The organism is Hungatella sp. SB206, assembly GCF_051132295.1.
Taxonomy (GTDB): Bacteria; Bacillota; Clostridia; order Lachnospirales; family Lachnospiraceae; genus Hungatella; species Hungatella effluvii.
In genome coordinates this window covers 6,243,276-6,267,816 of record NZ_CP096603.1, presented here as the reverse complement: position 1 = coordinate 6,267,816, position 24,541 = coordinate 6,243,276, and the positions used below count along the sequence as shown (strand labels likewise).

Sequence of the window (24,541 nt, the reverse complement as noted above, 5' to 3'; positions counted from 1 at the left end):
GCGGGAGGGAAAGCTATGAATAATTTTGAATACTGTGTCCCCACAAAAGTGATTTTCGGCAGGGACACGCAGAAGCGTGCAGGAGAAATCATCAGAGAGTACGGTTTCCGAAAGGTTATGATCCACTATGGCGGCGGCAGCGTGAAGCGAAGCGGCCTTTTGGATCAGGTGACGGCATCTTTGGAAGAAGCAGGAATTGAATTCATACTCTTTGGCGGTGTGCAGGCGAATCCGACGCTGTCTAAGGCGCTGGAAGGCATGGAGATCTGCCGCCGTGAGAACGTGGACTTTATCCTGGCGGTAGGAGGCGGCAGTGTGATCGACTCCGCAAAGTGTATTGCAGATGGGACACCGAATCCGGAGATTGACCCATGGAAATACTTTATGAAGGAAGCCGTTCCTCCGAAGGCACTTCCCCACGGTAATATTCTGACGCTGTCCGCCTCGGGAAGTGAGACGAGCCAGTCCTGCGTGATCACCAATGAAGAGAATGGTCTGAAACGAGGCTTTAACTGTCCGACCCATCGGCCGCTTTTTGCTGTCTGCAATCCGGAGCTGACCTTTACGGTGAACAGATTCCAGACCGGATGCGGGACTGTGGATATTCTGATGCATACGCTGGAACGGTATTTAGGCGGCACTACAAAGGATACGGCGCTGACAGACCGTATCGCAGAGGGGCTTATGAAGGCCGTCATAGAGGCAGGAACCGCAGCGGACTTAAACCCTGAAGATTATGAGGCGAGAGCGACCCTGATGTGGGCGGGAAGTCTTTCCCATAATGATTTAACCGGATTGGGACGGGAGGTCATGATGACGGTTCATCAGCTGGAACATGAGCTGTCGGGGAAATATCCGGAGGTGGCTCACGGCGCTGGTCTTTCCGCGCTCTTCTGTTCCTGGGCCAGATACGTCTGCGGTGACGATCCCATGCGGTTCGCCCAGCTGGCTGTCCGTGTCTGGGAGGTGGAGATGAATTTCGAGAACCCGCTAAAGACTGCGCTGGATGGCATTCAGCGGATGGAGGATTATTTTAAGAGCCTGAATATGCCGGTTCGGCTGACGGAACTGGAAGCCGACGTGAAGGAAGAGGACTTTGACGAGATGGCTGAAAAGTGTACGAACTTTGGCAGACGGGTGCTTCCGGGAATCAGAGAGTTGGGGAAGCATGAGATGATGGATATCTATCGAATGGCACTTTAGGGGTGAAATAAGGCAGACGGTAAACGCAGCAAATCAGCGCTTTCCGCCTGCCTTATATACATCCCGGAATGCCTCCACCATGCGGTCATATGCAGCCCTTTCAAAACACCAGCCAGGTTCTGCGATCCACTGGATATGAGCCTCGTTTTGCATGTAGGGCTTCGTATAGTTGCGTCTTCTTCGAATCAGTTCCTCATCCCAGTGTGAGGAAATCCACTGCCGGTATTCTGCGCTGTCACACGGCTCACAGGCGATATTATCGCCGTACTGTTCCCAGTCTTCATCCGTATATGCCTCCAGGCAAAGGATTCCGGAACGTTTTTCCAGATTGAAGTCTTCGTTCTCATGAGTCAGACGTCCCAGCTTTTCCCAGAAGACGAGATTTTCTGTTTTTCGTATTCTGGCCAGGATGACGATGCAGCTTAGATCGCAGTCGTCTTCACAGACCAGAATCGGTACATTGAGCGTTTCCGGCGAGTCGATCATTTCCCAGATGAAACGGTTGTCCGCCTTCCATATCAGTTCGCCGGTCCAGGCCGGAAGGAGTCCGGTGAGAGAACCGAAGGGCTCTAAATCGGGACAGCCGCCTGCATGCACCCACTCGTCCAGATAAGTGACAATCGCCTTGCCGTCGATAATCCAGTAATACTCTTTATAATCATAGGCGGTCCGAATAAGGTCCATGCGGATCGTATGAAGATGAGAACTGCGTATGGCAGTGAGCCTCTTTCCATACATCAGTTCCATCAGGGACAGGCCCAGCGGCCCGGTCAGCCTCTTTAAGACAGAGGCACGGAAAAGAGCCGTACCTTGTTCGTACGACTCCAGTAATTCCACAGAGATTCCGGCCTTTTCGGCCAGCTCCTGTTCCGTTAAATGATTTACAATTCGCTGTTCTCTGATCAATGCTCCGGTTTTGACTGGATTCATGACTGTATCCCCTTTTTCTGTATGTGTGGATGCAGCCCCTTTTTTAGCTAATCGGGAATATGCTGTTCCTCCGGCAAAGGGGCGTGGGGCACAAAGTTGTTCGGAATATCCGGGTCCTTCATGTCGTAAATGCGGTCGTACTCTTTGGTTTCCTGATTCTTAAGCGTCTCTGAGCGGTTCATGGACAGGAACTTCGTGAGTTCGTAGCAATCCACCCAGATCTCGTTGTTTCCTTCTTTCTGAGACTCATCAAAAATAAGCTGAAGGCCGAAATGCAGGTGCGCCTCATCGATATTGTTGGTGTTCTCCGTCCGGCTGTAACCGGTCCTTCCCAGATAGCCGATGACATCGCCGGCTGTGATAATACTTCCCTGCTTGAGGGATTTATGATAGGGATAGTTTTTCCGTAAATGCGCGTAATAGTAGTACCGCTTTCCGTCAAAGCTGCGGATACCGAGTCTCCAGCCGCCGTACTGGTTCCAACCGATGGCCTCCACATATCCCGATTCCACGGCGATCACGGGAGTACCGACCTGACCCATCATATCGTGACCCAGATGCTGGCGCTTGTAGCCGTAGGAACGGGAGACACCGAAGTCGTCGTAATCCTGATAAGGAAATCCCTTGGCGATGGGAGAAAACGCTTTTAAACCATATTTTGTGACCCATACGCGGTCCGGGTCCGTGGTCCCGTCGGAGTTGACCGCCGGAGTGGCGAATAAGGGCGCATTTTCCGCGGCGATCTGAATGTCGTACTGACCGACGAGACCGTCTAAAACGGCGCCGTAGGCCTGGCGGTAATATGTGTAATACTTCATATTTGCGGTCAGCTCCTCCAGCGTTTTACCGGATAAGAGCTGTTCTGCCAGCGTATCTAAGTCCTTGGTGGAGTATTTGGAAAAATCTCCGCCGTACCGTGTCCCTAAATAGGAGAGCAGATCCACCCAGTTTAGATGGGGGCTGGACTGGCAGGTGTTGACATCGTACCGGAACGCCTCCTGCATGGCCTTGGCCGTTACCTTAAAGTCTACCCACTTGATATACTTCTTCGCCTCGGAGGAGGTGGCTTTTCCGTCCTGGTTCGACGCCGGAAAAGAGAATTTTCCGCCTGGGGTGATCAGAAAAAGGGATACTAAAAGGAGTGTCAGTACGATGACCTCTATGTAAATAATAATATGGTGCAGAGTTTCTGGCGATTCTGCAATTCGTTCTTTCCATGTTTTCATAAGAAAATCTCCTCCATCTCATCCTATGCGGAGAGTGGAGAGAATATGAAATTTTATGAAAGAGGGATGATATCCCCGTCACGCGGCACAAAGATACCGCCATGGAACAGTGCTTCCGCTTCTGCCGTATACCGTTCCCTGCGATGTTCCAGATCCGTGTCCTCGGTGTGCCACAGCACGATATTTTCCGCGTTCATGTCTCTGGCGGTTTCGGCCGCGTCTCTGGCGGTGCTGTGGTGCTTTTCATACGGTTTAAAACGGTCCCTGTCTTCATACAGGCAGAAGGCCTCATGAAGCAGCCAGGTGCTGTTTTCCACATAGGGGGCGCAGAGCGTATTCAATGGCTCATCCCCGCAGCAGGTGAGTTTCTGCCCGTCTGAGAGTATGGCGGTAAAGCCGAACTGTTTTGCCTTGGTGGAGTGGATGTCGTAGAAGGTGACGTCCATGCCCAGTATCTGCCGCTGTTCTCCGTCAGAGACGGGAATCAGTACGATGCGGTCCCCGATGAGGCGGCACAGCTTTTCCTGAAGCGTCAGACGGCACAGGGTCTCGATGGCCGGCAATAAGTCCTTGTGGCTGTATAAATGCAGCTTCCCCTCATAGGAGCCGTTTAAAATCTTCGTGCCGATGAAACGTACCATCCAGACGATTCCCAGTATGTGGTCTGTGTGGCTGTGTGTGACGAAGATATGGTGGATGTGGGCCATATTCACATCCATGTCCTGGAGAACTCTCAGAATGCCGTTGCCGCCGCCTGCGTCCGTCATGAAAAATTCCCCGTTCTTTTCTATGGCAAAGCACGTATTATAACACCGTGTCACAGCGGCGTGACCGGTTCCGAATACATATAACTGTTCCACTTTCTGCCTCCTGATTACAGACAGCCGGATCTGGGCTGTCCTGTGTATTGAATGCCATATGCGGCAAGATTCCCTGCTCCGGGGCCTTACGCCCCTCTGTAAGTATGTTACTACAACTTAAAAAAATCTGCAAGTCCCGCGGGGCAGTATGGGGCTTTCAAAAGGCCATATTTTGTGTTACTATTACTTTATTAGAGATGCGGCTGCATGGTATGGAAAGGGAAAGGAGGGACGGTCTGCATGGACTCAGGCAGCGGCATGATGGGTGAGGAGAGAGGATTATGAGAGACTTAGCTTACTTGAAGCTGATGTCGCGGGAGTATCCGACGATCAAGGCGGCCTCCAGCGAGATCATTAACTTAACGGCGATTCAGGGGCTTCCAAAGGGAACCGAGTACTTTTTCAGTGACCTGCACGGAGAGTATGAGGCATTTATCCATCTGCTCCGCAGCGCTTCCGGTATTATCCGGGAAAAGATCACGGAGACATTCGGACATATTATTCCGGAAAAAGAAGAGGTGGAACTGGCTAACATGATCTACTATCCCGAGCGGGTGGTGAGCCAGATGCAGTTGAAGGGTCTGGCTACGGACGACTGGCAGAGAGTTGCCATATACCGTCTGGTTCAGATCTGCAAGGTGGTTTCTTCCAAATACACCCGTTCCAAGGTGAGAAAGAAAATGCCGCCGGAATTTGCCTATGTGATCGATGAACTTCTTCATGTGGATTATAATGACGACAATAAACGGGTATACTACAGCGAGATTATCCGTTCGATTATCGACATCCGGGTCGGAGATAAATTTATTATCGCGCTGTGTGAACTGATTCAGAATCTGACGATCGACAGTCTGCATATTATCGGCGATATTTTTGACAGAGGCCCCAGGGCGGATATTATTATGAAAGAGCTGATGCAGTTCCATGATGTGGATATCCAGTGGGGAAACCATGATATTTCCTGGATGGGAGCGGCAACCGGCAACCTGGCCTGCATCTGCAATGTGCTGCGTATTGCGATCAGCTACAACAGCTTCGATGTGCTGGAAGACGGCTACGGAATCAATCTCCGTCCGCTGTCCATGTTCGCGGCCAGGGTTTACCACAATGATCCGTGCGAGCGCTTTGTCCCGCAGATCCTGGATGAGAATATCTACGATGCGGTGGATCCGGGTCTGGCGGCCAAGATGCACAAGGCCATCGCCATCATTCAGTTCAAGGTGCAGGGCCAGATTATCGGGCGCCATCCGGAGTATGAGATGGATGACAGGAGACTTCTGGAGGCTGTTGATTTCGATCGGGGTGTGGTGGTGCTGGAGGGAAGGGAATATCCGATGCTGGATCTGTCATTTCCAACGGTGGACCCTAAGGATCCGCTCCGATTAACGGCAGAGGAGGAAGACCTTCTTCATACGCTTCAGCTGTCATTTAAACACAATGAGCTTTTGCATAAGCATATCCGTTTCCTCTATTCTCATGGAAGTCTTTACAAATGCTATAATTCCAATCTGCTTTACCATGGCTGTATCCCGATGAAGGAGGATGGAAGCTTCGACGAGATCGTGGTGGGCGGCATTTCCTATTCAGGACAGGCGCTGATGGACTATGTGGACCGGAAGGTGCAGAACGCGTATTTCATGGCGGAGGAATCGCCGGAAAAGGAAGATGCCATGGACTTCATGTGGTATCTGTGGTGCGGGGCTAAGTCACCGGTTTACGGAAAAGGCAAGATGACGACCTTCGAACACTATTTTATCGAGGACCCCGCCACTCACAAAGAACCGATGAATCCGTATTACCGGCTCAGCGTTAAGGAAGAGACGTGTGACCGGATCCTGGAGGAGTTTGGGCTTCCAAAGTCGGGTTCCCATATTATCAACGGCCACGTGCCCGTTAAAATCAAGGAGGGAGAGTCTCCTGTAAAGGCGGGAGGGAAGCTTTTCATCATTGACGGAGGCCTGTCGAAGGCGTACCAGTCCAGGACCGGAATCGCCGGGTATACCCTGATTTATAATTCCAATCACCTGGCCCTGGCCGAGCACAAGCCCTTTGACCCGGAAAAAGAGAGCACGCCCCGGGTATCCATTGTGGAGAATATGCATAAGCGGGTCATGGTGGCGGACACGGACAAGGGAGTGGAGCTGGCTGGGCGCATTGCGGATCTGAAGGAACTGGTAGGCGCTTACAGAGAAGGCATATTAAAGGAAAAAGTAGAATAATTATGAAATTTTAATAATTAATTTACAGAAGATTCCTTTACGTAGCCTGGGGGAAATGGTATACTAGGAAAGGTCAGTTACTTTACTGAAGGAGGCTTCAATGAGCAGACAGGAGTTTTTACAGCGTTTGCGGGACACGCTGACCGGCGAAGTGCCTGGAAATGTGATTGAGGAAAATATAAGATACTACGACGATTATATCAGAACGGAGACGGCGGGCGGCCAGACGGAAGACGAAGTGACCGGTGCGATCGGAGATCCGAGGCTGATCGCTAAGACGATCATGGAGGCCACGGAGAATGCCAGAGAGGGCGGAAGCTACCAGTCTGCGTATGATACGTACCGGAACGAGGGCCAGACGGTATATGAGGAAGAGGCCGGACCGGGCCGCCATTTCCACTTTGTCGATTTGAACAAGTGGTATTGGAAGCTTCTGGCTGTGGTTGTGACAGTGCTGTTCTTCTTCATAGTCGCAAGTATTGTGACCGGTTTATTCAGTCTTCTGATACCTCTCATGGGACCGCTTCTTCTGATTCTTCTGGTGGTCTGGTTAATCCGGGGCCCCAGGCGGTAAAAAGAAAATTATTAAAAACAGATTATAAATATTACAAAAGTGTAACGGCAGTTATACCGGTGTTTTCGGTATAGCTGCCGTTTTTGCCTGATTTTTGCTTGACATATGACGATGAGTAGAGTATACTAATTTTTGTAACATTTATGTAACATATTACATAATGATAAACAAACGAAATAAAAACGTAAGAATCAGGAGTTGGAAAAACATGTGGAACAAAACTTGGAAAGTGCTGGGGGTCATCGGCCTCTATGCGGTTCTGGCCTGGCATTCACCGGTTACCGTAAAAGCGGCAGAGATCGAAGTGGAAACAAGTACAACACTGTATGCGAAGATAGATGCGCCGGACGTCGTGGTACGGAAGGCAAAGAACGCGGGCGGAGAGGCAGTTACAAAAGTCTTACGGGGGCAGACTTATGAAGTTGCCGCACCGGCAGAAGGCGGCTGGGTAAAGATCAGCACTGCGGAAGGCGAGGGGTACATACCGAGCAATCGGGCGACCCTGATCGAGAAGACAAAGGAAAAAGTGGATGAAAGCGTGAAGCTGCGTCAGGATGTGGTGAATTATGCGCTTCAGTTTGTTGGAAACCGTTACGTATATGGCGGGACGGACCCGAATACCGGAGCCGACTGTTCCGGATTCACAAGATATATCATGCAGCACGCGGCAGGCGTTTCCTTGAGCCACAGCTCCAGAGCACAGTCGGGAGAGGGACGCAGCGTCAGCTACAGCGACATTAAACCGGGTGATTTGATTTTCTACGGCGGCAAGGGCTATATCAATCATGTGGCTATGTATATCGGCAACGGACAGATTGTACATGCCTCCACGGAACGGACGGGAATCAAGATATCCAACGCGACGTACCGGACGCCTGTCAAGGTAGTCAGAGTGCTGAATTGATATGGAAAATAATGGAATGTTATCGGAATGAAATAATACTTGACTGAAAAGCAAGGTAAATGTATAATAAACGTAATGATTTTAACAATTACGTAATAATTAGAACGAAAAAGTAAAAAACAGGAGCAATGTCCCAATGATAAAGAATACATGGAAAACATTAAGCCTTTTGGCTTTCTGTGGAGCAATCGTACTTGCAAATCCGGCAGATGCCAAAGCGGATGAAGTTTCCGGACCAGGACTCAGTTCAGGTAATTATATCGCAACAGTTGAAGCAGAGACCGTGAATATCAGCACGGATGAGAGCGGCCAGGAAGTATTGATGGCAGCTTCCAGGGGATCATCATTCCAGGTCGTGGAAGACATGGGTGACGGATTCGTGAAAGTGAAGGTTAAGGATACATACGGTTATCTTCCGGTCGACGGAAACGCAACAGTTACCCAGACCGACGAGGCGACGATCGCCGCACTGGAAGCAGCATACGATGCTCCTGCGGAGTTCAGACAGAGTGTTGTCAATTACGCACTGCAGTTTGTGGGCGGACGTTACGCCTATGGCGGCAGTGATCCTCATACCGGAGTGGATTGTTCCGGATTTACAAGATACATCATGCAGCATGCGGCAGGTATTTCTTTAAACCGTTCTTCAGGCGGACAGGCTTCCCAGGGAGTAGCTGTGAGTTCTGACCAGATGAAGCCCGGTGATCTGATTTTTTACGGGAACGGAAGATCGATCAATCACGTAGCCATGTATATCGGCAATGGACAGATCGTACACTCCTCCACCTATAAAACGGGAATCAAGATTTCTCAGTGGAATTACCGGACTCCCGTCAAGATTGTCAATGTCATTGGCGAATAATGGACAAGCGGATAACTGGATTTTCGATAAGGGATATAAGACTCCCGGCACTGGCTGCCGGGAGTCTTTTGCGTCCGTCGGGATTAAAAATATGGTCAAAAAAGGAAGAGCCCGGATAGGGGAGCTATCCGGACTCTTCTGAGGGGAGTATAAATAATTAATAAGGATGAGGAAATCTAATTCCTCACTCTAATTATAATATAGGCAGATGAAAAAAGCAAAGTTATTTTTTATAATTTTTTGTATAATATTTGAGGAATCAGCCATACTAACCGTGTAACAAAAAATCCGACAGGAGGTATCATAAGATGTCTAATAACAACTACAATGATAACTACAACGATTGCAGCAATTCTTCCAAGAACAGCAATCAGAACAACAGCCAGAACAGCAACAAGAATAACAGCCAGAACAACAGCCAGAACAGCAACAAGAACAACAGCCAGAACAGCAGCCGCAACAACAGCCAGAACAACAGCCAGAACAGCAGCCGCAACAACAACCAGAATAACAGCCAGAATAAGTCTGACTATTAATCTGTCTGGTGGTACGAAAATAAGGACTTGCCAATAAGTTCATGATTTCGTCGAAAAGCACAGGGAAACGATGCGAAAGCATATCTCCCTGTGCTTTTTGATTGTAAGGACGCCTTTCATGCAGTCACGATCAGAAAGATAAACTTTTCACGGGTCGTGAATATAATGGTAATAGAAAGGACAGGTGATTGTATGTTCAAGACAATACCGATTGGTGAAGTCGATTATTATATAGAAAATGAGTACGATATGATGCTGATTGATCTGCGAAATGCCGCATCGTATCAGAGAGCCCATTTAAATGGGGCTGTCAATATTCCGTATGAGGAAATGGAGCAGAGAGTTTCCGAACTTCCAAAAGATAAACTGCTGGTATTTTACTGTGCGAGAGGCGGACAAAGTATGATGGTATGCCGCTATCTGGCCCGTATGGGGTATTCTGTGCTGAATGTGGCCAACGGAATCGCCTATTACCGCGGAAAATATCTGGTTCGAGGGTAAATTTATTGACAGATACGCCCTGTAAGACTTAAAATATACCTATTAATGCAAGAAGGAGAATTTACTTATGAAATATATGATTGCGTCCGATATCCACGGTTCCGCGTTCTATTGCAGAAAGCTGCTGGAAGCGTTTGAGGCATCCGGAGCGAATCGCCTTGTTTTACTGGGAGATATTCTTTATCACGGACCGAGAAATGATCTGCCGAAGGAATATGCTCCTAAAGAGGTGCTGGCCATGTTAAACGGCTGTAAAGACAGAATCTACTGTGTCAGGGGAAACTGTGACACGGAGGTGGACCAGATGGTGCTGGAATTTCCCGTGATGGCGGACTATGCGCTGCTGGCGATTGATGGAATCACCATCTATGCCACACATGGCCACGTTTATCATGAGAATCACCTTCCACCCATGCAGAAAGGGGATGTGCTGCTTCATGGGCACACCCATGTGCTCCGGGCGGATCAGTGCGGGGATATCACCATCTTAAATCCCGGCTCTGTATCCATACCGAAGGAAGGCAATCCGCCGACATACGCGATTTTGGAGGCTGGGGTCTTTCGGATCCTGGATTTCGAGGGCCGCGTGATTAAAGAAAAGAACCTGGGAGAATAAAGTGAAAAAAACATTTGAACTCATTGCGCCGTGTCACTTTGGCATGGAGGCTGTTTTAAAAAGAGAAATTACGGATCTGGGATATGATATCACTCTGGTGGAAGACGGCCGTGTGACATTTATCGGAGATGAAGAGACCATCTGCCGCGCGAATCTGTTTTTGCGCACGGCAGAGCGTGTCCTGTTGAAAGTGGGAAGCTTTCATGCGGAATCATTTGAGGAGTTATTTCAGAATACACGGAGTATTCCGTGGGAGGAATATATTCCTCAGGATGGAAAGTTCTGGGTTGCGAAGGCGTCCTCCATTAAGAGCAAGCTGTTCAGCCCTTCCGATATCCAGTCAATCATGAAGAAAGCCATGGTGGAGCGGCTGAAGAAGGCGTATGGCCTGGAATGGTTTCCGGAGAGCGGAAGCAGCTATCCGCTCCGTGTATTTTTGTATAAAGATGAGGTGACGGTAGGGATCGATACTTCAGGAGATTCACTCCATAAAAGAGGCTACCGTACCCTTACCAGCAAGGCGCCTATCACGGAGACCCTTGCCGCGGCTCTGATCATGATGACACCGTGGAACCGAGACCGGATTCTGGTGGATCCCTTCTGCGGAAGCGGTACATTTCCGATTGAAGCAGCCATGATAGCGGCCAATATGGCGCCTGGAATGAACCGGTCCTTCCTGGCGGAAGACTGGAAGAACATCATACCGCGGAAGTTCTGGTATGAGGCCATGGATGAGGCCTCGGATCTGCTGGAGACAGAGGTGGAGGTCGATATCCAGGGGTACGATATCGATGGCGATATTGTGAAGGCGGCGAGAGCCAATGCGGAGTCTGCCGGTGTGGATCATATGATTCATTTCCAGCAGAGGCCATTAAGTGCGCTCAGCCATCCGAAGAAGTACGGATTTATCATTACGAATCCGCCTTATGGAGAGAGAATTGAGGAGAAGGAGAATCTGCCGGCGCTGTATAAGGAGATCGGTGAACGGTACCGCGCGCTGGATTCCTGGTCCCTCTATATGATAACCGCTTATGAGGATGCGGAACGGTACGTCGGGCGAAAAGCGGACAAGAACCGGAAGATATACAATGGTATGATGAAGACGTATTTCTACCAGTTTATGGGACCGAAACCTCCAAAGCGGAAAACAGGAGATTGATTAGTTGAAAGCAGGAAAATGGCTGGGAACGGCGGCCGTTCTGGTGCTCACCGGAACCGCTGTACTCTGGATTAACGGCCGGTGGCCAACAGGCGGTTTCCGAGTGCCGGAATGGGCATTTACGGGTACCGGGGAGAATGGCAGAGATGCCGGTAAGGGCAGTGCAGATCAGGGGGATGCAGATCGAGACAATGCGGATCGAGACAATGCGGATCAAAACGATGTGACCCAGGGCAATGGAAATGCGGAGATGGGCGGCAGAGAATTTAACAGACCGCTGGAGGCGGAGGCGGAAAGAGACGCCGGAACTGATGGGACGGGGAATACCGCGAATCCGGTGCCGGAGGTGCTTCCTGTGGCCTATGACGGCCGTACAACAGGCCGGGCGCCTTCGATAAAGAACCAGGGCTCTCTGGGAACCTGCTGGGCCTTTGCCTCTTTGATGGCGCTGGAAGCGCGTCTGCTTCCCAATGAGGTATACGACTTTTCAGAGGATCATATGTCCCTGAATAATGGTTTCTGCATTCCGCAGAGCGACGGAGGGGAGTATACGATGTCCATGGCGTATCTCCTGTCCTGGAAGGGGCCGGTCCTGGAAGCGGATGATCCCTATGGAGACGGTGTCTCTCCCGCGGGCTTAAAGGCGGTCAAACACGTCCAGGGAGTCGAACTGGTGCCGGGAAAAGATTATGAAAAGATTAAGCGGGCCATTCTTCAGTATGGAGGCGTACAGAGCTCCCTTTACACTTCCATGACGGACGAGGAAAGCCAGTCCGTTCATTATAATGAGGAGAAATACGCCTACTGCTATATTGGGTCTCAGCCGCCGAACCATGATTCCGTGATCATTGGCTGGGATGACGAGTATCCGCGGGAGAATTTTAACACGGAAGTCAATGGCGATGGAGCGTTTATCTGCATGAACAGCTGGGGAGACGGCTTTGGCGATGACGGATATTTTTATGTGTCATATTACGACTCCAATATCGGGCTGAATAATATTATCTACACGGATGTGGAAGATCAGGATCATTACGATCATAACTACCAGACAGATTTAAGGGGCTGGGTGGGGCAGCTGGGGTATGGTTCCGATACGGTATGGTTCTCCAATGTCTATGAGGCGCAGGGAAAGGAGACTCTGGAGGCGGCTGGATTCTATGCCACAGACAGACATTCTTCCTATGAAGTCTATGTTGTGAAAAATATCGGGGACGAGGAGTCCATAAAGGCCGGAGAAGGTTTCAAAAACCGGAAGCTGGCGGCGTCAGGAAGTCTCGACTATGCAGGATTCTATACGATCCCTCTGAACGCAGATACAAGGGCTGGGCTGGATCTTGAACCGGGGGAGCGGTTTGCCGTGCTGGTGAAACTGACGACTCCGGACAGCGTCCATCCGGCCGCAATCGAATACGATGCAGGGGATGGAAAGACGATCGTGGACATCAGTGACGGTGAGGGGTACATCAGTCCCGATGGGGTGAATTTTACCAGGGTCGAGGAGGAGCAGAAATGCAACCTCTGCCTGAAGGCCTATACCACGGACAGGAAGTGAATCCGTTTTATGAAGGAGAATATACAGATGAGTAATAACAGGATCGTATTTGCCACTGGCAATGAGGGAAAGATGAAGGAGATCCGGCTGATTCTAGCCGATTTGGGAATGGAGATTTTATCCATGAAAGAGGCCGGGGCCGATCCGGAGATCGTCGAGGATGGGAAAACGTTCGGTGAGAACGCGGAGATCAAGGCGAAAGCGGTGTGGGCTGAGACTGGGGGGATTGTCCTTGCGGATGATTCCGGCCTGGTGGTGGACTGCCTAAATGGAGAGCCGGGTATCTATTCAGCCAGATATATGGGCGAGGATACTTCCTATGAGATCAAGAATCAGACCATTATCTCCAGGGTCAATGAGGCGGTCGGTGACGACAGAAGCGCCCGGTTTGTGTGCAATATTGCGGCTGTGCTGCCGGATGGAAGTGTTGTCCATACGGAAGAGACCATGGAGGGAATCATTGCAGAAAAAGCGGCGGGAAATGGCGGCTTTGGATACGATCCGATCCTCTTCCTGCCGGAGTTCGGAGTGACAAGCGCGGAGATTACCATGGAGCAGAAAAACCGGATCAGCCACCGCGGAAAAGCGCTTGAGGCGATGAAGCGGAAGCTGGAAGAGATCTATAAGGGGGACGTGGGATGAAGATATTAATTGTGAGCGATACACACAGAAAAGACGATAATCTGAAAAAAGTGATTGAGAAGACATCGCCGCTCGATATGCTTATTCATCTTGGCGATGCGGAAGGCAGCGAAACGAAAATCGCGGGCTGGGTTGGAGAAAACTGTGACCTGGAAATGGTGCTGGGGAACAACGACTTTTTTTCCAATTTAGACCGGGAGAAGGAATTAAAGATCGGAGAGTACCGTGTCCTTCTGACTCACGGTCACTATTATAATGTGTCTTTGGGCGTGGAGCGCTTAGAGCAGGAAGCGAGAGACCGCCGTCTGGATATCGTCATGTACGGACATACCCACAGACCTTTCTATGAGTTGCGGGGCGGTGTGACTATTTTGAATCCCGGAAGTCTGTCTTATCCCAGACAGGATGGAAGGAAACCGTCGTTTATGATTATGGAACTGGATGATCAGGGGAAGGCGCATTTTACTTTAAACTTTCTGGAGCCGCAGTATAATTAGTGGGTGGAGAATTAAGAAAAAGAGATTGCGGAAGAAGTGCCTGTAGTGAAATTAGTGGGAAGAAATGTGTAAAGGTGTGTAAGTGAATTTGGGATGTTACAGAAAAATGGAAAGTTAGAATACGAAGGTCTGGTAGTCCGTACTGCCAGATACCTGTTTGTTTATAAAAACGCTCCCGCAACGATATGCCGGAGCGTTTTTCATTTCAGGGGTTATAGGGGCGATAGGGCAGACTCCAGTCTGCAGACCCGGAAGTCCAGCTTATTCAGATAGGAATAAATGATGCCGAAATCATTGTCTTTCGATCTCAGCGAGGATACGTCCTTCTGGAGCTGCTTCAGCTTTTTGGAGTTTTCCCATACCTGCATGTGGATGCGCTCAATTTCATCGAGAAGCATGGCTTCGCTCTTGGCAATACGGGTGTCTATTTCTGACAGAAGGTATGCGGTGGTTGATTCGAAGCGGAAATCGAGTTTAGCGTCGTAGTCGGCGAAACGGGAGTCAAGCTTGGCGTCGTAGTCGGCGAAACGTGAATCGAGTTTAGAGTCGTAGTCGGCGAAACGGGAGTCAAGTTTGGCGTCGTAGTCGGCGAAACGTGAATCGAGTTTAGCGTCGTAGTCGGCGAATTGTGAAACGAGTTTAGCGTCGTAGTCAGCGAAACGTGAATCAAGTTTGGCGTCGTAGTCAGCGAAACGTGAATCAAGTTTGGCGTCGTAGTCGGCGAAACGTAAATCAAGTTTGGCGTCGTAGTCGGCAAATTGTGAAACGAGTTTAGCGTTGTAGTCAGCAAAGCGGGCGTCTAATTTCGCATCATATTCAGCAAAGCGAGCGTCCAGTTTCGCATCATATTCAGCAAAGCGAGCATCCAGCTTCGCATCCAACCTCGCGTCATACTCAGTAAAGCAAGTCTCCATTTTTTCGCCAACCATACATCCGATCGCCTGTAATAATTCCTGGTTCTGTGTATTTAACATGATCTTACCTCCTTTCCGTGAGAGTATCTATATTATACTACGAATAGGAGTAAAAAACCACGCTTATTGTTGTGAAAATTCATTAAAAATAATTATAAAACCGGCTTCTATTATCTCCGGGCTGCTTGTCGCTGTATACGTTACCTGGCGGCAGTGAAAAGCCTCTGATGCAGCCCTGCCTCCAGCGCCAGCACCTTTTTATAGTCCTCCGGCGTGTCCATATCTATGATGCAGGTCTCATCCTTCGCTGAAAAATATTTCGATTCGCTGTTAAATGGTGTCAGTGCTCCTTTTAGTCCCGCATCGCCCTGATAAGACAGTATCTCCGGAATGCAGGCGGCCGAGATCACAGGAGGATGGCCTTTCCGCATTGAAAAAGAGGGATACAGGACGGGAGCTCCCGAGCGGTGGAATTCTTCTATCAGGTCTTTTATCAGCGACCGTGTTACCAGCGGGTAGTCTACCGGCAGAATCAAAAATGCCGAAACCTCCTGGTCCAGAGCCAGAATCCCGGCCTTTACCGAGGTAAACATACCCTCCGCAAAGGCCTGATTTCTGACCGTTGTCACGCGGCTTCCGGATAAATGTGCTTCCACTTCATCTCCACGGTAACCGGTCACCACGATGGTCCGGTCGGTCAGGCCGTCAAGTACTTCGGCCTGCCTGCGGATCACCGTGGTCCCTCCTATGGGCAGAAGAGGTTTTAAACGCCCCATCCTGGAAGAATAACCCGCGGCTAAAAGTATTGCTTCAATTCTTCCCATAAGCATCATTCTTCAGTGGAGTTCTGGCGTTTAACAAGGAGTTCCGTACCAGAGTCTTGGCAATCTGTACTTTATAGCCATTTTTGGAAAGCGGAAGCGCTCCCTGAAGGGCGATCTCAGCCGCTTCAGAGGCCAGCTCCTCAGTGACTGTTTTTCCGATGATATAAGCTTCCGCCTCCTTGGCGCGCAGCGGAATCGGGGCGACGGCGCCCAATACAATTCTTGCATCTGTGACGACGCCATCCTGTACCTTGCAGGCAGAGGCAACGCTGACTACGGCGAAATCATGGGAATCCCTGACACGGAACTTATCATAGCCGATCCGGTAGTTCTTTGCGGAAGCCGGAATTCGAATTTCCGTTACAATTTCGTCCTCTTCCACCAGCCGGCAATGGGATTTCTTCATCATTTCCCCGATTGGCTCTCTGCGTTTGCTGGTTACGATCTCTGCATCCATTGCGGTGAGGACGGTTGCCACATCGGAGGGGTTCACGGCGAGACAGCCGCAGTTAAAGCAGCGTTTTGCCTCTTCCTGCACCTGTTCCCACGTAAGTCCATAGGAATCCTCCAGATGAAGTCCACGCTCCTCCTTCGGGCGTTCCGGCAGCCTGGCGGCTGTCGAGTGACCGGTACAGGAGGCGTCAAAGGTAATCAGCCCGCCAAGCGGGTGTCTCGCGTCCCCTTCCGTCTCGCCGGTCATAAAGCAGTGGACTGCGACAGAAGCTTTTTTGCCGTCTGCAATGGCGTCCACCACCGTTTTCGGTCCGGTCGTGACATCACCGACTGCAAAGACTTTATCTACACTGGTTTTCATAGTCGCAGGGTCTACGGATATCAGCCCGCGGCTGACCTCCAACTCCAGCGCCTCACCCAGGAAGGAGAGGTCGGTTTTCTGGCCTACCGCCATGAGGATGGAACTGCCGTGAAGTGTGGTAGTTTCATTTTCATCGTAAGATGGGGCAAAATGACCCAGATCATTGAAGACGGCGGTACAGCGTTTTAAGACGAGCCCTACGATTTCCCCATTGCCGCGGAGAATCTCCTTAGGCCCCCAGGATGGGAGGATCGTGATGCCTTCTTCTCTGGCGCGGTTCAATTCCTCTTCGCTTGCCGGCATCTGATTTTCCGGTTCCAGACACGCCATAACCACGTTTGCAGCGCCCAGACGTTTGGCTGTGATTGCCACGTCCACCGCCACGTTTCCGCCGCCGACAACGATGATGTCTTTGCCGATCTTGCTTTCCATCCATTTATTGACTTCAATCAGGAAATCCAGGCCGAAGGTGGTGAGTTCTTCCCCATCGAGCCCGATCAGAGGCCGTTTCCAGGCGCCCGTATTTAGAAAGACGCTGTCATACTGTTCCACCAGATCATTCACCGGGATGTCTTTTCCGATCTCAACGCCTGTCAGGAATTCGATCCCCATGTGTTCCATAGCGGAGATTAAGCTTCTGACGATCTCCTTTGGCAGACGGTATTCCGGAATCGCATAGCGGAGAAGTCCGCCGGCTTCCTCCATTTTATCGTACACCCGGACGCTGTGCCCACGGCTCCTTAAATAGAATGCTGCAGTTAAACCGGCGGGGCCGGAGCCTACGATGGCAACGCGCCTGCCGCTGTCTGTTTTCGGCGGCACCATAAACCGGTCGCTGTGTTCCAGGATATAGTCACCCACGTACCGTTCCATGCCTCCAATGTTGACATTGTCGTCGTACTCCTTCCGCTTGCAGTTCATCTGGCAGAAATGGGTACAGACACGGGAGGTGACGGCCGGAATCGGGTTAGCCTCCAGCAGGATCGCCGCCGCGCCGTCCATATCGCCGGCGCGCAGCTTTGCAAGGTATTCCGGGATGTCCACATGGGCGGGACAATTGGAAGAACAGCCGCTTAAGTTTACCTTCCTGGCTCCGAAAATGGAATGGTTCTTATTTTCGCCGGTCATGGCGTTGCAGGTATCGCCTCCCTTGCGGAGACACTGGATTCTGCCGCCGATTTCATCGGGATAGCGGTAGTACCAGCAACGGACTTCCTGACAGAGATTGCCGCCGATGGTGGCAAGGTTGCGGATTAAGGGAGTCGCCACACTTCTTGCGGCGTCGGCCAGCGCACCGTATTCCTGCTGAATCAGAGGCGAGGACGCAATATCACAGAGTTTGGCAGTCGCACCAATCTTTAAGCCGTCTTCGTCCTCCTCGATGTGGTTCAGTCCTTCAATGGATTTGATATTCACAATTGTTTCCGGGTAATCAGGTTCTAATTTATGCTTTAAGACACTGAGCAGATCCGTCCCGCCTGCGATAATTCGGGCATTTTGCTGTTCTTCCTTTAAAATGCCTGCGGCCTGGCTTAAGCTCTCTGCATCCGTATGGTTAAAATTTTTCATTTAGTGTTCACCTCGCCTTTCCTAACGCCTTAAGGATCTGATCCGGTGTCAGAGGATAATCCATAAGCTGAATGCCGATTGCATTGGAAACCGCCATTATAATAGCTCCCGGTAACGGAGCACCGGATATCTCACCGACTCCGATTCCTCCAAATGCGCTTAAATCATTGGGGGTTTCTTCAATATGAGTTTCAAAGGTCGGAAGATCCGGGAAGACTCTCCACTTAAAATCAACCAGGTTGTTAGTCAGGAATTTTCCGGTCTTTTCGTCCAGAATCATCTCCTCGTTGATGGCGCTGTCGCTTCCGCAGCTTCCCAGTCCGCCTTCTAACTGCATCTTTAAGGAATAGGGATCAATGACCTGACCAACGTCGGTTCCCTCTACTATGCGAACAATTTTTACGTCTCCGGTGTCGGTATCCACTTCCACCTCGACGAATGAGATCATGAAACATGGCTTGGAGTGATCCATTTCGAAGACGCCATGGCCTGTAATGGTGTTCATCGGCCCTAACACGGCAATCCATGGAAGCGCGACTTCCGGATTGTCCTTCATGAAAATGATTCCGTCACGCGTATCCAGCATTTCGGCAGGGCAGTGAAGAATGGCGGCTGCGCCTTCCAGCAGCTGTGTTCTGGCACTTCGGGCCGCGTCGCCTACCATGCGCCCATATACAAGAGTCCCTCTCGATCCGGCCAGTCCCCAGTCCCATGGGTTATCCTGGCTGTCAGGCGTAGAAATGGTTACTTTATCCAATGGAAGATTTAGAATTTCAGCAGCCATTTTCACAACGGCTGATCTTTGTCCCATTCCGGATTCAGCGATACAGACGTTGATATTGGCCGTTCCCCAGCCGTCCAGTTTGACGAAAGCCTCACCGTGCAGCATACCACAGTCGGCACTTCCGTGAACACAGCAGCCCACGCCATACTGCTTGCTTCCGACAGTCTTGTAAGGTTTCAGCCAACCGGCGAATTTGTCCTTCCAGCCGAAGTGTTCGGCTGCATGATCCATGACATCGTTATAGCTTAAGAAATGGTTTTCCCACCAGTGTCCCTCGACCCAATAGTAGCCGCCGTTGATGTCACACATATTCTTCTTGAAAAAGTCCACAGGATCCAGATTCATCTTCGCCATGGCCATGGACAGAACCGGAACGAGAGATGCATAAGATTCCTGTCCGCCGAATCCACGGATACCACCGGAACGGCAGCGGTTGGTGGCGACCAGATGGGGCTGGTAATTCCAGTGTTTGCATTTGTTGAGCAGCAGCATGGCGCGTCCTAAACCGTTGGCGATCTGACCCTGACCGAAATCAGAGTGAACGCCTGAACCGACAAGCCAGGTTCCTTCATAGGTGTGAACCGTTCCGTCGGCCAGCAGTCCGACTTTGGCAGTCAGACGGCTGCCTAAACGGAGCATATAAGTGGACAGATGAGCTTCCTTGGAAATGACCAGCTTCACCGGTCTGCCGGAAGCTTTTGCCAGCGCGGCACAGTAGAGCCCTTCCATGGGAACCGTGTTCTTGCTTCCAAAGCTTCCACCTACATTGGTGGAGGTGACGCGGACGGTGACACCGGGCATGGCAAGCTGCATGATCATTTTCTGGATGTTTGGGCTCTGAAAACTGCCCTTCATGCTGCACTGGCTGGGTCCATCCCACCAGGCCACGAGTCCCGGACTCTCAGCAGGAAGCGGATTGGATATTGTCTCATACTTTGAGGTGCCTTCTACGACGACAGCACATTCCTCAAAGCCCTTTTTTGTATCTCCCATGACCAGCTCCTGCAGGGCCTTGGGGCCGAAAGGCGGGCAGCCGCGCTCGATAATATTGCCCGGAAACTGCTCGTATAACTGCGGGGCTCCGTCAGCAATGGCCTCATTTAAGTCATGTATGGCGGGGAGTACTTCATATTCCACTTCGATTAAATCAGCCGCCTCTTCAGCAGTCCGGTTTGACGTGGCGGCAATCAGCGCCACCGGGTCGCCGACGAAACGCACATGACGGTCCAGAATCCTTTTCTGAGCCGGCATCCCTGTAATCCAGTCAAAGACATTTTCATAGGTCAGGATGGTTCTTACTCCAGGAAGCTCCAGGGCTTTGCTCACATCAATTTTCTTTATCATGGCGTGAGGATGTGGACTCATTTTAATCCGGCCGTAGAGCATTCCGTGCATATGTATGTCGTTCGCGTACTCCGCGGATCCTGTAACAATGGCTTTGCCGTCTATTCGGGGAGTCGGCTTGCCCACATATCTGAATTCCTTACCCATATCATTCACTCCCTTCTTCGGCAGCCTGCTTCACGGCCTCCAGCACCTGGTAATGGCTGATGCATCTGCAGTAATTTCCGGCCAGAGCTTCCTTGATCTCTTCCTCATCCGGATGTGGATTTTCCGCCAGCAGTGCCTCGGTCGTCATAATGATTCCCGGTGTGCAGTATCCGCACTGAAACGCGGAATGGTCGACAAACGCCTGCTGTACCTTATCCAGTTCGCCTGTATTCGGGTCCTGGAGTCCCTCGATGGTACGGATGTCGGCGCCGTCGCACTCGATGGTCAGCACCGTACAGGACGGTATGGCTTTCCCGTTCATGATGACGGTACAGCAGCCACAGGCGCCGTCATCACAGGAAATCTTGGTTCCCGTCAGCAGAAGGCGCTCACGCAGCGTTTCTGCCAGTGTGTCCGCGGGAGCAATCTCACCCACCGCATTCCCCACACCCAGCTGGTACACATCACCGTTGACGGTGATTGTGACCGATTTCTTGTTTTCGCTCATAAATTTTATAACCTCCTTACATTGGTATTTGCCGAACTATAATAATGAACTAAAAAAGTAAAACGTTATTGACAAAAATATATCATTATGCCTAAAATAACTATAACACAGGTGTGAGACAGGTAATCTACAAAAAGTAAGCCATGTTTTTGTAGGGAAAGGAGCTTCACCGGAAATGAAATTAAAATTGGAGTATTTGGCCAGATGCGGGACTTTTTCAGAGTGCTGTTTTCGAACGCCTTTTTATAAGAAAGAGGTCAGCGGCCTGGCTTTTATTTGCAGGTCCGGGCCGGCAGTATGGGAGCCGCAGAGTCTGCTTCTGGTATACGGCGGCCTGATTCCCAGTGGGAGAGAGCAGCTGGCCATGTGGCTGGAGAAGCTAAAAGGCCGCGGGGCGGCAGGATTTCTCGCGGATTTGTCCGGGGAGGAAGATGAAAGGATTGATGCGCTGGCAAAGGCATGCTGTGAGAGGGAACTGGTCTTCGGGACTGCGGCAGCGGAACATTTCGCATCACTGATAAATGAGTATTCTCATCTGATCGCGTCCAGGACAGATGGAACCGTAAGAGCGTATGACCGGGTATTGGAAGATCTTCAGCACCGATTTTACACCAGCGGAACGGATTCTCTCTTAGATGGACTGAATTACTGGACCGGCTGCCAGGCGGCGCTGATTGTAGGTCAGGATACCTTTGTGAAGCCATCGGTTCCAGTGTTGAATGAGGCTGTTTTCTATCCTGCTTATTGGCGGAAGGAGCCGCAGAAATCTTCGTTGTCTCATGTAAGCCTCTATTTCTCGTCGCGTTCGAAGAAAATGCTGCTGCAGGCGGAGCTGTTTAAAAACCGCCTGCCATTTGGCGTGCTCTGCCTGATTGGAGAAGAGGGAATATTCGAGCCATCGGATTACATACTTTTAAACTACGCTTCCATTCTTTGTACCGGTATTGACGATTACAAACGGCGTTCCCGCCGGATTGAGGCCGCGATTGAAATGATCTGCGGCGGGCAGATGCCGGATTCGTCGGTGACGAACCTGTTTCCGGAATCAGGATATGCGCTGGTTCTTCGGGATCTGGAGGCAGACGGCACAGCGGACGGAAAAAAAGGAGTATTTGTCCTATCTGATCCATCATTATTTTCCGCAGAAGCTCTGTTACAGCTTTTCGGCGGAAGGGAGTCTGCGGCTGTTTGCATCGACGGAAGACGTGGACCATTTTGGCCGTCGTCTGCTGGATATTTTAGACCGTGCCGGCAAACGGTGCAGGGCGGGAGTGAGCCGGTATTACACCATTTCCCAGGCGGTTACCGCTTTCTTTGAGGCGGAAAGTGCAGCCCATATCGCCGGACTTCTGGAGTACGGCGAGCGGATCTGCTATTACCACGATTTAGGAATCTACCGGCTGCTCAACTACCCGGAGAATTCATGGCCCATCAACCAGATGCTGGGGGAAATGGACGAACTTCTGAATCAGATGGATGAGGAAAAACGGGATGTCCTGGCGATGACCGTAAGGGTCTTTGTCAAATGTAAGTTCAATTACCAGAAGACGGCGGACAAACTTTATACACATGTTAATACTGTCCGTTACCGGATTAAGCTGATCGAGGATTTGTGGGATGCGGACCTCTCCAGCGATGAGGGACGGCTTCTGTTCAGCGTGCTGGCGAAGCTGCTTCCGCTGTGGATGAAGAGCGGGTGTTATAGTGGGACGATACCAAGAGAAGGGGAGTGAGGATGGGGACGCCTCAGAGCTTGTGGAGAGCGGGAGTGAGGCTGGGTACTGGCTTTGTAAGGAGGTAAAGCGTAGTTTTTGGATTGGGGGGATTAGCTTAGATTAGGTTAGTTTAGGTTAGGTTAGCTTAGATTAGATTAAATGGTGGAAGGAAAAAGGGTGCTCCGGCCTGGGGGTGACAAGGCGGAGCATCCTTTTAATAAAAGTTTAGTTTTAGTTTTCTTTCCAGCCGTCTGGCAGGTAGTTTAGGGTGTTGGCGATCATATCGTTTACCAGAGTTTGTACTTCTTCCTCTGATGCGCGTCCTTTGACAAGCGGGTCGGCGAGGAAGGCTTCGCAGACGAGGGCGCGGTCGTATGTAAGTGCAGCTTTTAAGATTCTTTCATGATTTTCTACATGAGGAGCAATTAAGGTCTTTACCTGCTCCGGTATGGTGCCGGCGACGATGGGCTGGATGCTGTCTAAGCTGAATACGGCATTGGTTTCTACCACGGCGTCTGCCGGGAGATTGGCAATCTGAAGGGCAGTATTCGGGATGTTGACATTGCTGATGGAGCGTTCCAAGCCGCATAAGGACTTGATTAACAGGATACCTTCCTCTCCTGAAGGTTCAAGCTTTATCTCTTCCTCACCGGATACGAGGCGGTGGCTGCGGTCGAGGCGCTTCTGTAAATCAGCCTTTCTCCAGTCTACTGTGGTCAGGCCGAATTTCCAGGAAGATACGGTCTCGGGATCTTTTAAGTATTCGCTGCCCGGCATGAACTCTGCCAGATGACGGTCGCCTGCGGCAGCTATGAGACCATAGCGGCGGAATAAATCAAATTTAACGCGGTGGGCACAGTCAAAGGTGCTGTTGGCCCAGTTTTTGTCTGGCTCGTTGTAGCCTTCTTCGTAGTGGCTGTCGATGTAATCACGGTAAACCGGGAACAGATCGATTCCTTTATAGGAAGCCTTGTCGAGCCATGTAAAATGGTTGATGCCCAGTACGTTGATGTTGATGTCATGGCGGTCGATATCGGTCAGACCAAAGGTTTCCTCGCAGATCCCCTTTAATACCTTCTGGGTGCCAAATACTTCGTGGCAGCATCCAAATGCCTTGATCTGCGGGAATACATGGTACAGCGTCTTAACGCATAAGGTCATGGGGTTGGTGTAGTTGATGACCCATGCTTCCGGAGCGTACTCTTTGATGGCCTCCGCAATTTCTACAAACATGGGAATGGTGCGCAGGGCGCGGATCATTCCTCCAGGGCCTGCGGTGTCGCCGACGGACTGGTAGATGCCGAGGCGTTCCGGCAAATGAACATCGCTTGCCATTTCATCAAAGGTGCCGGGCAGAATGGAGATTACGACGAAGTCACAGCCGGTCAGCGCTTCTCCGATGGTGCTGCACGTAACGTAATTCCATTTTCCAGTTGTATCCTCTCTGGAAGTCAGCTTATTTCCGATGATTTCATTATTTTTGGCCGCAGCCTCATCGATGTCGTAAAGACGGATGGTTCCGCCTAAGGAATCGTCCATGGACAAGTCGGTCATGAAGGTCCAGGCCCAGCCTCTGGAGCCGCCGCCGATATAAGCGATGTTCAAATCACGGACTTTGTTGTTTTCGTATTTCATGGT

At 50.7% G+C, this 24,541-nt stretch carries 23 protein-coding genes; 14 read left to right on the top strand and 9 right to left on the bottom strand.

The annotated features are described in order from the left end of the window. The first annotated feature begins 15 nt into the window (after window positions 1–15). Window positions 16–1,203 (top strand): iron-containing alcohol dehydrogenase, encoded by a 1,188-nt coding sequence (locus M1L66_RS27830; RefSeq protein WP_434688958.1) that lies wholly within the window; start codon window positions 16–18, stop codon window positions 1,201–1,203. A gap of 33 nt (window positions 1,204–1,236) precedes the next feature. Here the strand turns inward: M1L66_RS27830 and M1L66_RS27825 are convergent, their stop codons facing one another. The 3 genes from M1L66_RS27825 to M1L66_RS27815 are packed head-to-tail and all read right to left on the bottom strand — an operon-like array spanning window position 1,237 to window position 4,219. Then, window positions 1,237–2,133, bottom strand: coding sequence for a helix-turn-helix domain-containing protein (locus tag M1L66_RS27825; protein ID WP_243270187.1), 897 nt, complete (start codon window positions 2,131–2,133; stop codon window positions 1,237–1,239). Window positions 2,134–2,180: 47 nt separating this feature from the next. Beyond that, a complete protein-coding gene (locus M1L66_RS27820) occupies window positions 2,181–3,359 on the bottom strand; it encodes a M23 family metallopeptidase (RefSeq protein ID WP_187019980.1) in 1,179 nt (392 codons plus the stop codon). A 53-nt stretch (window positions 3,360–3,412) separates the two neighbouring features. Further along, complete coding sequence (locus tag M1L66_RS27815; protein WP_434688957.1) at window positions 3,413–4,219, bottom strand: MBL fold metallo-hydrolase; 807 nt, start codon at window positions 4,217–4,219, stop codon at window positions 3,413–3,415. A gap of 281 nt (window positions 4,220–4,500) precedes the next feature. Between M1L66_RS27815 and M1L66_RS27810 the strand changes: the two genes are divergently transcribed. The 11 genes from M1L66_RS27810 (at window position 4,501) to M1L66_RS27760 (ending at window position 14,284) form a co-directional block, all read left to right on the top strand. Beyond that, entirely contained in the window at window positions 4,501–6,438 is a 1,938-nt protein-coding gene (locus tag M1L66_RS27810) for a fructose-1,6-bisphosphatase (protein ID WP_187019977.1), read from the top strand. A 100-nt stretch (window positions 6,439–6,538) separates the two neighbouring features. Then, on the top strand, window positions 6,539–7,012 hold the full coding sequence (locus M1L66_RS27805) for a DUF1700 domain-containing protein (protein WP_002604611.1): 474 nt from the start codon (window positions 6,539–6,541) through the stop codon (window positions 7,010–7,012). 208 nt (window positions 7,013–7,220) lie between these two features. Next, complete coding sequence (locus M1L66_RS27800) at window positions 7,221–7,916, top strand: C40 family peptidase (protein WP_187019975.1); 696 nt, start codon at window positions 7,221–7,223, stop codon at window positions 7,914–7,916. A 136-nt stretch (window positions 7,917–8,052) separates the two neighbouring features. After that, complete coding sequence (locus M1L66_RS27795) at window positions 8,053–8,778, top strand: C40 family peptidase (RefSeq protein WP_002604609.1); 726 nt, start codon at window positions 8,053–8,055, stop codon at window positions 8,776–8,778. Between the two features lie 308 nt (window positions 8,779–9,086). Then, window positions 9,087–9,314 carry a hypothetical protein gene (locus M1L66_RS27790; protein ID WP_187019972.1) on the top strand — a complete coding sequence of 76 codons (228 nt, stop codon included), beginning with the start codon at window positions 9,087–9,089 and terminating at the stop codon, window positions 9,312–9,314. A 192-nt stretch (window positions 9,315–9,506) separates the two neighbouring features. Continuing rightward, window positions 9,507–9,815 carry a rhodanese-like domain-containing protein gene (locus M1L66_RS27785; RefSeq protein WP_002604607.1) on the top strand — a complete coding sequence of 103 codons (309 nt, stop codon included), beginning with the start codon at window positions 9,507–9,509 and terminating at the stop codon, window positions 9,813–9,815. A gap of 67 nt (window positions 9,816–9,882) precedes the next feature. Beyond that, entirely contained in the window at window positions 9,883–10,431 is a 549-nt protein-coding gene (gene yfcE, locus M1L66_RS27780) for a phosphodiesterase (protein ID WP_187019969.1), read from the top strand. Window positions 10,432–10,474: 43 nt separating this feature from the next. Then, the gene (locus tag M1L66_RS27775; protein WP_187020607.1) at window positions 10,475–11,590 is read left to right on the top strand and encodes a THUMP domain-containing class I SAM-dependent RNA methyltransferase; all 1,116 of its coding nucleotides are present in this window, start codon (window positions 10,475–10,477) and stop codon (window positions 11,588–11,590) included. A 4-nt stretch (window positions 11,591–11,594) separates the two neighbouring features. Next, window positions 11,595–13,145: a lectin like domain-containing protein gene (locus tag M1L66_RS27770; protein WP_434688956.1), complete on the top strand. Its 1,551-nt coding sequence runs from the start codon at window positions 11,595–11,597 to the stop codon at window positions 13,143–13,145. 27 nt (window positions 13,146–13,172) lie between these two features. Beyond that, window positions 13,173–13,787 carry an RdgB/HAM1 family non-canonical purine NTP pyrophosphatase gene (gene rdgB, locus M1L66_RS27765; protein WP_434688955.1) on the top strand — a complete coding sequence of 205 codons (615 nt, stop codon included), beginning with the start codon at window positions 13,173–13,175 and terminating at the stop codon, window positions 13,785–13,787. Next, entirely contained in the window at window positions 13,784–14,284 is a 501-nt protein-coding gene (locus M1L66_RS27760) for a metallophosphoesterase family protein (RefSeq protein ID WP_187019964.1), read from the top strand. Before rdgB ends, M1L66_RS27760 begins: the two co-directional genes overlap by 4 nt. A 212-nt stretch (window positions 14,285–14,496) precedes the next feature. Here M1L66_RS27760 and M1L66_RS27755 read toward each other — a convergent pair whose 3' ends face one another. The 5 genes from M1L66_RS27755 to M1L66_RS27735 all read right to left on the bottom strand — a co-directional run bounded on the left by M1L66_RS27755 (window position 14,497) and on the right by M1L66_RS27735 (window position 21,188). Beyond that, a complete protein-coding gene (locus M1L66_RS27755; RefSeq protein WP_434688954.1) occupies window positions 14,497–15,258 on the bottom strand; it encodes a hypothetical protein in 762 nt (253 codons plus the stop codon). Between the two features lie 140 nt (window positions 15,259–15,398). Further along, on the bottom strand, window positions 15,399–16,022 hold the full coding sequence (locus tag M1L66_RS27750) for a nucleotidyltransferase family protein (protein WP_434688953.1): 624 nt from the start codon (window positions 16,020–16,022) through the stop codon (window positions 15,399–15,401). Further along, on the bottom strand, window positions 16,009–18,405 hold the full coding sequence (locus M1L66_RS27745; protein ID WP_187019959.1) for an FAD-dependent oxidoreductase: 2,397 nt from the start codon (window positions 18,403–18,405) through the stop codon (window positions 16,009–16,011). The genes M1L66_RS27750 and M1L66_RS27745 overlap by 14 nt, the downstream gene beginning before the upstream one ends. A 7-nt stretch (window positions 18,406–18,412) precedes the next feature. Beyond that, complete coding sequence (locus M1L66_RS27740; protein WP_434688952.1) at window positions 18,413–20,680, bottom strand: xanthine dehydrogenase family protein molybdopterin-binding subunit; 2,268 nt, start codon at window positions 20,678–20,680, stop codon at window positions 18,413–18,415. A 1-nt stretch (window position 20,681) separates the two neighbouring features. Continuing rightward, a complete protein-coding gene (locus tag M1L66_RS27735) occupies window positions 20,682–21,188 on the bottom strand; it encodes a (2Fe-2S)-binding protein (protein ID WP_187019955.1) in 507 nt (168 codons plus the stop codon). Window positions 21,189–21,363: 175 nt separating this feature from the next. Here M1L66_RS27735 and M1L66_RS27730 point away from each other — a divergent pair, with 175 nt between their 5' ends. Both M1L66_RS27730 and M1L66_RS27725 read left to right on the top strand, forming a co-directional pair. Continuing rightward, entirely contained in the window at window positions 21,364–22,506 is a 1,143-nt protein-coding gene (locus tag M1L66_RS27730) for a hypothetical protein (protein WP_434688951.1), read from the top strand. Then, window positions 22,460–22,921 carry a helix-turn-helix domain-containing protein gene (locus M1L66_RS27725; RefSeq protein WP_434688950.1) on the top strand — a complete coding sequence of 154 codons (462 nt, stop codon included), beginning with the start codon at window positions 22,460–22,462 and terminating at the stop codon, window positions 22,919–22,921. The genes M1L66_RS27730 and M1L66_RS27725 overlap by 47 nt, the downstream gene beginning before the upstream one ends. Window positions 22,922–23,134: 213 nt before the next feature. Here the strand turns inward: M1L66_RS27725 and M1L66_RS27720 are convergent, their stop codons facing one another. Further along, on the bottom strand, window positions 23,135–24,538 hold the full coding sequence (locus M1L66_RS27720; protein ID WP_434688949.1) for an alpha-glucosidase/alpha-galactosidase: 1,404 nt from the start codon (window positions 24,536–24,538) through the stop codon (window positions 23,135–23,137). Between the last annotated feature and the right edge of the window lie 3 nt (window positions 24,539–24,541).

Excerpts from the sequence above, each read along its gene's own strand:
- M1L66_RS27790 (WP_187019972.1), top strand. The coding sequence starts at position 9,087 with ATGTCTAATAACAACTACAATGATAACTACAACGATTGCAGCAATTCT.
- M1L66_RS27800 (WP_187019975.1), top strand. The coding sequence starts at position 7,221 with ATGTGGAACAAAACTTGGAAAGTGCTGGGGGTCATCGGCCTCTATGCG.
- M1L66_RS27760 (WP_187019964.1), top strand. The coding sequence starts at position 13,784 with ATGAAGATATTAATTGTGAGCGATACACACAGAAAAGACGATAATCTG.
- M1L66_RS27820 (WP_187019980.1), bottom strand. The coding sequence starts at position 3,359 with ATGAAAACATGGAAAGAACGAATTGCAGAATCGCCAGAAACTCTGCAC.
- M1L66_RS27730 (WP_434688951.1), top strand. The coding sequence starts at position 21,364 with ATGAAATTAAAATTGGAGTATTTGGCCAGATGCGGGACTTTTTCAGAG.
- M1L66_RS27750 (WP_434688953.1), bottom strand. The coding sequence starts at position 16,022 with ATGGGAAGAATTGAAGCAATACTTTTAGCCGCGGGTTATTCTTCCAGG.
- M1L66_RS27795 (WP_002604609.1), top strand. The coding sequence starts at position 8,053 with ATGATAAAGAATACATGGAAAACATTAAGCCTTTTGGCTTTCTGTGGA.
- M1L66_RS27805 (WP_002604611.1), top strand. The coding sequence starts at position 6,539 with ATGAGCAGACAGGAGTTTTTACAGCGTTTGCGGGACACGCTGACCGGC.
- yfcE (WP_187019969.1), top strand. The coding sequence starts at position 9,883 with ATGAAATATATGATTGCGTCCGATATCCACGGTTCCGCGTTCTATTGC.
- M1L66_RS27785 (WP_002604607.1), top strand. The coding sequence starts at position 9,507 with ATGTTCAAGACAATACCGATTGGTGAAGTCGATTATTATATAGAAAAT.
- M1L66_RS27810 (WP_187019977.1), top strand. The coding sequence starts at position 4,501 with ATGAGAGACTTAGCTTACTTGAAGCTGATGTCGCGGGAGTATCCGACG.
- M1L66_RS27720 (WP_434688949.1), bottom strand. The coding sequence starts at position 24,538 with ATGAAATACGAAAACAACAAAGTCCGTGATTTGAACATCGCTTATATC.
- M1L66_RS27745 (WP_187019959.1), bottom strand. The coding sequence starts at position 18,405 with ATGAAAAATTTTAACCATACGGATGCAGAGAGCTTAAGCCAGGCCGCA.
- M1L66_RS27830 (WP_434688958.1), top strand. The coding sequence starts at position 16 with ATGAATAATTTTGAATACTGTGTCCCCACAAAAGTGATTTTCGGCAGG.
- rdgB (WP_434688955.1), top strand. The coding sequence starts at position 13,173 with ATGAGTAATAACAGGATCGTATTTGCCACTGGCAATGAGGGAAAGATG.
- M1L66_RS27740 (WP_434688952.1), bottom strand. The coding sequence starts at position 20,680 with ATGGGTAAGGAATTCAGATATGTGGGCAAGCCGACTCCCCGAATAGAC.
- M1L66_RS27735 (WP_187019955.1), bottom strand. The coding sequence starts at position 21,188 with ATGAGCGAAAACAAGAAATCGGTCACAATCACCGTCAACGGTGATGTG.
- M1L66_RS27775 (WP_187020607.1), top strand. The coding sequence starts at position 10,475 with ATGGAGGCTGTTTTAAAAAGAGAAATTACGGATCTGGGATATGATATC.
- M1L66_RS27755 (WP_434688954.1), bottom strand. The coding sequence starts at position 15,258 with ATGTTAAATACACAGAACCAGGAATTATTACAGGCGATCGGATGTATG.
- M1L66_RS27825 (WP_243270187.1), bottom strand. The coding sequence starts at position 2,133 with ATGAATCCAGTCAAAACCGGAGCATTGATCAGAGAACAGCGAATTGTA.